This is a genomic window from Acidocella sp. (genome assembly GCF_028687955.1).
GTDB lineage: Bacteria > Pseudomonadota > Alphaproteobacteria > Acetobacterales > Acetobacteraceae > Acidocella.
Window position 1 is genome coordinate 1 of the sequence record NZ_JAQTZC010000087.1, and the last position, 7217, is coordinate 7217.

The following is a 7217-nucleotide window of genomic DNA, read 5'->3' on the forward strand; positions in this document are numbered from 1 at the left end:
ATCAGGGAATACCTTGGAAACAGCCATACACCCTCGCAGATTTTCTTGGTTTCACATCGGTTGTGCCCGCTTTGGCCAGCGGCCCGGCTCTCAGGCCGGGGAAGTATGGCGCGCGCCATACCCCCCCGGCTGAAATCAGCGCTCCAGACGCTCAACGCTCCAGGCACATGGCAACACCCATGCCGCCGCCGATGCACAGCGTCGCCAGCCCCTTCTTGGCGTCGCGGCGGCCCATTTCGAACAGCAGCGTGGTCAAAACCCGCGCGCCCGAGGCGCCAATCGGATGCCCGATGGCAATCGCTCCGCCGTTCACATTCACTTTCGCCGGGTCCAGCCCCAATTCCTTGTTCACCGCGCAGGCCTGCGCCGCGAACGCCTCATTGGCCTCGATCAGGTCCAGATCAGCCACCTTCCAGCCCGCGCGCGCCAATGCCTTCTGCGAGGAGGGGATCGGCCCGGACCCCATCAGCGCCGGGTCAACACCGGCGGTGGCAAAGCTCGCTATGCGCGCCAGCGGCGTCAGCCCTCGCCGTGCGGCCTCCCCGGCGCTCATCACCACCAGCGCCGCGGCGCCATCGTTAATGCCCGAGGCATTGCCCGCCGTCACCGTGCCGTCCTTCATGAACGCCGGCCGCAGCTTGGCCAGGCCCTCAGCCGTGCTTTCACTTTTGATATACTCATCCTGGTCCACCACCACCTCGCCCTTGCGGGTGGTCAGCGTCACCGGCACGATCTCATCCTTGAACTTCCCAGCCTTCTGCGCCGCCGCAGCCTTCTGCTGCGAGCCAAGCGACAGCGCATCCTGCTGCTCGCGCGTAATCTGCCACGCCCGCGCGACATTCTCGGCCGTCACGCCCATGTGATAGCCGTTGAACGCATCCCACAGCCCATCTTTAATCATGGTGTCGATAAACCCGACATCACCCATCTTCGTCCCGGCCCGCAGATAAGCGGCATGGACCGAGAGGCTCATGCTCTCCTGCCCGCCCGCGATCACGATATTGGACTCGCCCGTCCGGATCTGCTGCGCCGCCAGCGCCACCGCGCGCAGCCCCGAGCCGCACACCTGATTAATCCCAAACGCCGTCTTGGAATCGGGAATCCCCGCGGCGCGAACCGCCTGGCGCGCCGGATTCTGCCCCTGCGCCGCGCTCAGCACCTGGCCCAAAATGGCCTCGTCAATATCCTCCGGCGACAGCCCGGCCCGCGCAATCGCGGCCTTGATCGCGGCAGCCCCCAATACATGCGCCGGCGTCGCGCCAAAAACACCATTAAAACTGCCGACAGCGGTCCGCGCGGCGGAAACGATAACGATATCACTCATGACTGTTTTCCTTCTGTGTGTGGTCCTTGGCCGTGCTTGAGCATAGCCCCTGCAGCCAGTCCGCGAAAGGCTGCCACAGCGCGGTTTGCGCATACGTCCCCGCGATCATGCCGATATGCCCGGCCCGCGGCTCAATCACCTTAGCATGTTTCACCAGCGCCGCCAGCGGCCGCGCCGAAACCGCGGGCACCAGCCGGTCACGCTCGGGAATCGCGCAGAAAACCGGCATCTCCAGCCGCGCCGGGTCCACCGCCAGCCCGGCCACGCGCCAATGCCCGCGCGCCGGCGTGTTCGCGCCGTACCAGCCACCCAGCGCCTCACGCGCCACGGGTGCGGCCAGCGGCACGCCGTCCGCCAGCCAGTCCTCCATCGCCACAAACCGCCGCGCGCGGGCCGAATTTTTCTGCTGCCCGGCAAAATCCCGATATTTGGCGCCAACCCCATGCGGGTCCACCATGGTAAACAGCGCATTCAGCGCATCGATCGGCAACGTGTTGGAAAACCGCATCACCGCCTCCATCGCCGGCAGCGCCTCGCCCACGCGCTGGGCAACCCCCGGGTCCGCCGCATGAAAATCCCACGGCGTGGCCAGCAGCGCCAGCGCGCTCACCTTCTTCGGCTGGCGCAGCGCGGCCGCCAGCGCCAGCAGCCCGCCCATGCAATACCCCGCCAGCACAACCGGCCCCGGCACCGCCGCCAGCGCCCGCTCCAGCCGCCCGGCAATGTAATCGGTGAGCGAAAACCCCCGCTCCACCTCACCCGGCCAGCCCCAGTCCAGCAGATACGGATGCACCCCCTGCCCCGCCAGCCAGCGCAGCATCGAGCCTCCCTCCATCAAGTCAAGTATGTACGCCCGGTTGATCAGGCTGGGCACGAACATCACCGCCGGCCCGCTCCCGCCATAATCCAGCAGCCTGCTCTCGCCTTCCTCCCACACCGCGGACGGGTCGCGCATCTCGCGCACATACGTATCCGCCCGGTACGCCGCAATCCCGGCAATCAGCGCCCGGTCAGCCCGCAACGCCTCCTCAAACGCCGCCTTCAGCCTTGCCGGGTCCTGCGCCCCCATCTCCGCGTTCCAAAAACTGGGCCAGACGTTGCTCCAGTTCAGCGACCCGGCGGCCAAGCCGCTCGATTTCATCCAGGCCAAGCTGAGGTGCAGCAGCAGCGGACGCGGCCCGCGGCGGCTGAGCGGCCCCGGCGCTTCCGAACGCTGTATCATGCTGCGCAAACTTCAACGCAGCGTTGGCAGACTGCGCCCACAGCGCCACCATCGCGGCCCATGCCTCCCGGATCTCCCGGTCCGCGGCCATCGCAGTCAGCTCGCTCTGCCACATGGCCACGAGATCCTGGGCCAAATTGTCGTCCATAATGCATTTGACTCCCCAGTCGCCCGCCTGCACGTCTCCTACCCCGAACAAAAGGAATTCGCCATAACTGAAACACCATGCTACCCTTGCAGTGCACAATATCCACGAACACCCGCGAACGGTGCGATCACCCCGGCGGGACAGGAGACGATAAAAATGGGTGAACCGGCAGCTCCAACTCCACAGCCTGTCATTGTCAAAAAATACGCCAACCGGCGCCTCTATGATACCGAAAGCTCCAGCTATATCACATTGGAGAACCTTGCCGAAATGGTCCGCAAGGATCGCGATTTCGTGGTCTACGACGCCAAAACCGGCGAGGACATCACCCGCAGCGTACTCACCCAGATCATCGTCGAGGAAGAAGGCAAAGGCAACGCCCTGCTCCCCACCAACTTCCTACGCCAGTTGATCGGCTTCTACGGTGACAACGTGCAAAGCGCCGTACCGCGCTACCTTGAGCAGGCCATGTCGAGCTTTGCCCGCCAGCAGGAAAGCCTGCGCGCCACCATGCAGAAAACCCTCAGCCCCTTCCTGCCCCCCGGCATCGAGGATATGAGCCGCAAAAACATGGAAATGATGGGCCGCGCGATGACCCTCTTCACCCCCTTCCAGCATGAGGGCGATGCCACCTCCCCGCCGGACGCCTTGCAGGAATACCAGGAGGAAATCATAAACCTGCGCGGCGAGGTCGAGCGCCTACAACAACAGCTCGCACGGCTTCGCGCCAAGCCGAAGAAGGCCGAATAACGCACCCGGCGGGCTGCTGCCACACCGGCCGGCCCGCCCCGTTATCTTGCCCCGGGTTCTGGTGGCTCACCCACTAATACGATACAGTTGTTCACCATGAGATATATCCCCGCCTCCGCCCTCGGTCTTGTTCTGCTTCTCGCCTCCACCCCGGCCTTCGCCCAGATGTCCATGGGTGGCGCACCTGGTGGCGCACCTGGTGGTGCTCCCGGCGGCGCCCCCGGCGGCGGCGCTCTGCAACCCCAGGGCCAAACGCCAGACATCGCCCCCCCCGCCCTGCCGGGCGCGGGCAGCCCGGCGCTGCTGGCAACCGCCCCCGTGGCACAGAAACCCGCCATCGCAGACCCCACCCAGGCCTTGTTCGCCGCCGTCAACAGCGGCGATTACAACGCCGCGCAGGCCGCGCTGAGCCGCGGCGCCGACCTCACCGCCAAAAACGATCTCGGTGAAACCCCGCTGGACCTCTCCATCGCCCTCAACCACAACAACATCACCTTCCTGTTGCTGGCCACCCGTAACGAGACCGGCGGCGCCATCGGCGCCAACGCTTCCGGCCCGGCCCTGCCCGTCTCCGCGCCCGCCGGTCCCGCGCGCGCGAAGCCGCGTCCCGCCCAGCGGCCCTCAGCCCGGGCGCCTGCCGTGCAGCTCACCCCCGGCAACAATCCCGGCACTCCCAACCCCTCCGCCGGGTTCCTGGGTTTCGCCCCCAAGAACTGACCCCACGGCGCGGCCTCAAAAATCCGCGCCCTCACCCCCAGCCCGCGCGCCCGCTGTTCATAATTTTCACCAAAATCACCCCAGGGTTGCATCGCGCGCCACTTCCTGGCTTGCTGCCAACATGCCTCAGCTCCTCCCCCGCCGTGCGCTCCTCCAATCCACCGCCGCCCTCACAGTGCTCGCCGCCACCCCGGCCGCGGCCGCCACCGGCGCCATCATCCAGCTGCGCCTGCTGGAGACCTCAGACCTCCACACGTTTGATGAAAATTACGACTATTTCCGCGACACGCCCGACAACAGCGTCGGCCTCACCAAGGCCGCCACCCTTATCCGCGCCGCCCGCGCCCAGGCGCAAAACACGCTATTGTTTGACAATGGCGACACCATCCAGGGCAACCCCCTGGCTGACTACATGGCCCAGCCCGGCAACCTGCCCCCCGGCCACATCCACCCCACCATCCGCGCCATGAACACCCTGAACTACGACGCCGCCACCATCGGCAACCATGAATTCAACTACGGGCTGGATTTCTGCACAGCCGCCCTCTCGAGCGCCAACTTTCCCTTCTGCTCCGCCAACATCCTCAACGCTGACGGCACGCCCTGGCTCTCCCCAACCCTCATCCTGGAGCGCCACTTCACCGCGCAGGACGGCTCGCTCCACCTCTTGAAAATCGGCGTCATCGGCTTCGTCCCGCCCCAGATCACGAATTGGGACAAAGCCCATCTCACCGGCCGCCTCACCACGCTTGACATCGTAGACGCCGCCCAAGCCCACATCCCCCAACTGCGCCCACAGGTAGACCTTCTCATCGCCCTCAGCCACTCCGGCATCTCCACCGCCCCGCGCCGCGGCTTTGATGAAAACGCAAGCTACTACCTCGCCCAGATCCCCGGGATTGACGTCATCTTCACCGGCCATTCCCACCGCGTCTTCCCCGGGCCTGACTACGCCGGATATGACGGCATCGACGCCACAACCGGCACCTTGAACGGCATCCCCGCCACCATGCCGGGCTTCTGGGGCAGCGATCTGGGCATCATAGACCTCACCCTCACCCAGCAAAACGGCAAATGGGCCGTCACCAGCTTCACCTGCGCCACCCAGCCCATCTCCCAGCGCAGCGGCCACACCGTCACCCCGCTCGCGGCCAACGATCCCCAAGTCGATTCCGCCGTCGCCCAGGATCACCAAAAAACCCTGGCCTGGATACGCGAGCCCATCGGCCGCCTCACCCAGCCGCTTACCAGCTATTTCGCCCTCATCGGCACCGAGGACTCCCTCGCCCTCGTCAACGCCGCCCAGACCTGGTACGCAACCCCGCTGCTGGCGCCTACAAACCTGCCGATCCTCTCCGCCGCCGCCCCCTTCAAGGAGGGCTACCAATCCCCCGACAACTACATAGACCTTAGCGCCGGCACCATCGCCATCAAGGACGTAGCTGACCTCTACATGTATCCAAACACCGTCGCCGCGCTGCGCGTCAACGGCGAACAGTTACAAAACTGGCTGGAAAAATCAGCGGAAATCTTCAACCAGATCGACCCCGAAAATCCCGCCCCGCAACCTCTGCTCAACCGCTACGTCCCCTCTTATGTGTTCGATGTCATCTCCGGCATCACCTACGAGATTGACATCACACAGCCGGCCCGCTTCGGCGCCCATGGAAAATTCAAAGCCTACGCCAACAGAATCAAAAACCTGCGCTACAATGGCACGCCCATAACGGCAGACCAGCATTTCATCGTCATCACCAACAACTACCGCGCCGATTCCGGCGGCATCGTGCACAACCCCGCCGCCGTCATCCTGCGCGCCCCGGACCAAACGCGCGACGCCATCATCCGCTACATCATGGCTGAAAAAACCATCACGGTTGCAACCCCGCCGGTCTGGTCCTTCACCCCCATCGGCGCCCCGGTCACCGTCACCTTCGAATCCTCACCCGCCGCCGCGCGTTATTTGTTGCAAAATAAAAATATAGCCTCCCTGGGAGACGCCGGAAACGGCTACACCCAGTTTGCCCTATCCCTCAGCTGACAGCCACCGCTCTATCTTTAGGAAAAAAGTTGAAAATCTCCCTAAAAAACATACTTGCGAATCATCTCAGAAGATACCTCGGTGGCGCACGCAATAGCCCAGCCGAGCCGCACCCACCAGCATCGTGGCAAAATCAAAAAATCCAGGACCTCGCTTGGGTGAAGTCAAGTAATCTACAAAGACAATTTCCTCAATACGAAATCGGTCGAGCAAGCTACGGCAAACCAATCATTGAGTCCCAGGAAGATGGTGGCAAGCTTTCTATCGGCAATTTTTGTTCGCTGGCCGGCAACGTCAGAATTTTTCTCGGTGGCGAGCATCGCCTTGATTGGGTAACAACCTACCCCTTCAATATCACATGTGAATCAGCGTGGAACATTTTCGGCCACCCTCGCACAAAAGGCGATGTAACCCTAGGTCACGACGTCTGGATCGGCATGAACGCCATGATCATGTCCGGCGTCACGATCGGCAACGGCGCCGCCGTCGGTGCCGGAGCGGTGGTCACAAGAGACATTCCCCCCTACGCCATAGCAGCCGGAAATCCCGCGCGAACCGTCAGGCTTAGATTTGATAACGAAACAATATCCCTATTACAGAAAATCAGCTGGTGGAACTGGCCTGACGAAAAAATAGAGAAGTTTTTGCCTTTGATGCTGAAAGATCAAATCAATTCATTTCTTGATGCTGCCGAGCAGCAACCGTAGCAGATTACGCTATTATACCAGTCAGCCTTAAGGCTGACTGGTATGCGCGCGGGGCTGGTGGGGCGGCCGCGCGCAAAATCAGAAGCTTATACCAGCCCGCCACCAAACCCAGAGAGTCAAGCTCTTGGCGGGCTGGTATTATAAGGATGGGTGAGTGCAAGCGCTCCCTTCCCCCGCCTATCCCGCCACCGCCTCGGCGGCAAAAAACGCCGCCCCCAGCAACGCCGCATCCAACCCCAGCGCAAACCCCAGCCCCAGCCTGTTCGCCACCGCGCCAATCACCACCGGCCCCACCAGAAACCCCGCAT

At 63.4% G+C, this 7217-nt stretch carries 7 protein-coding genes; 4 read left to right on the top strand and 3 right to left on the bottom strand.

Going from position 1 to position 7217, the window contains the following annotated elements:
- Nucleotides 1-151: 151 nt before the first annotated feature.
- The 3 genes from PHE40_RS10025 to PHE40_RS10035 are packed head-to-tail and all read right to left on the bottom strand — an operon-like array spanning nucleotide 152 to nucleotide 2694.
- Nucleotides 152-1324, bottom strand: coding sequence for an acetyl-CoA C-acetyltransferase (locus tag PHE40_RS10025; protein WP_299961368.1), 1173 nt, complete (start codon nucleotides 1322-1324; stop codon nucleotides 152-154).
- A complete protein-coding gene (locus PHE40_RS10030; protein WP_299961370.1) occupies nucleotides 1317-2393 on the bottom strand; it encodes an alpha/beta fold hydrolase in 1077 nt (358 codons plus the stop codon). Before PHE40_RS10030 ends, PHE40_RS10025 begins: the two co-directional genes overlap by 8 nt.
- Entirely contained in the window at nucleotides 2353-2694 is a 342-nt protein-coding gene (locus PHE40_RS10035) for a hypothetical protein (RefSeq protein ID WP_299961372.1), read from the bottom strand. The genes PHE40_RS10030 and PHE40_RS10035 overlap by 41 nt, the downstream gene beginning before the upstream one ends.
- Before the next feature lie 156 nt (nucleotides 2695-2850).
- On the opposite strand from PHE40_RS10035, the gene phaR reads away from it, so the two are divergent.
- From phaR to PHE40_RS10055, 4 genes are all read left to right on the top strand, one after another.
- The gene (phaR, locus tag PHE40_RS10040) at nucleotides 2851-3444 is read left to right on the top strand and encodes a polyhydroxyalkanoate synthesis repressor PhaR (RefSeq protein ID WP_299961374.1); all 594 of its coding nucleotides are present in this window, start codon (nucleotides 2851-2853) and stop codon (nucleotides 3442-3444) included.
- A gap of 96 nt (nucleotides 3445-3540) precedes the next feature.
- Complete coding sequence (locus PHE40_RS10045) at nucleotides 3541-4161, top strand: ankyrin repeat domain-containing protein (RefSeq protein ID WP_299961376.1); 621 nt, start codon at nucleotides 3541-3543, stop codon at nucleotides 4159-4161.
- 121 nt (nucleotides 4162-4282) lie between these two features.
- Nucleotides 4283-6202 carry a bifunctional 2',3'-cyclic-nucleotide 2'-phosphodiesterase/3'-nucleotidase gene (locus tag PHE40_RS10050; RefSeq protein WP_299961378.1) on the top strand — a complete coding sequence of 640 codons (1920 nt, stop codon included), beginning with the start codon at nucleotides 4283-4285 and terminating at the stop codon, nucleotides 6200-6202.
- 29 nt (nucleotides 6203-6231) lie between these two features.
- Entirely contained in the window at nucleotides 6232-6909 is a 678-nt protein-coding gene (locus PHE40_RS10055; protein ID WP_299961380.1) for a CatB-related O-acetyltransferase, read from the top strand.
- The last annotated feature ends 308 nt before the right edge of the window (nucleotides 6910-7217 follow it).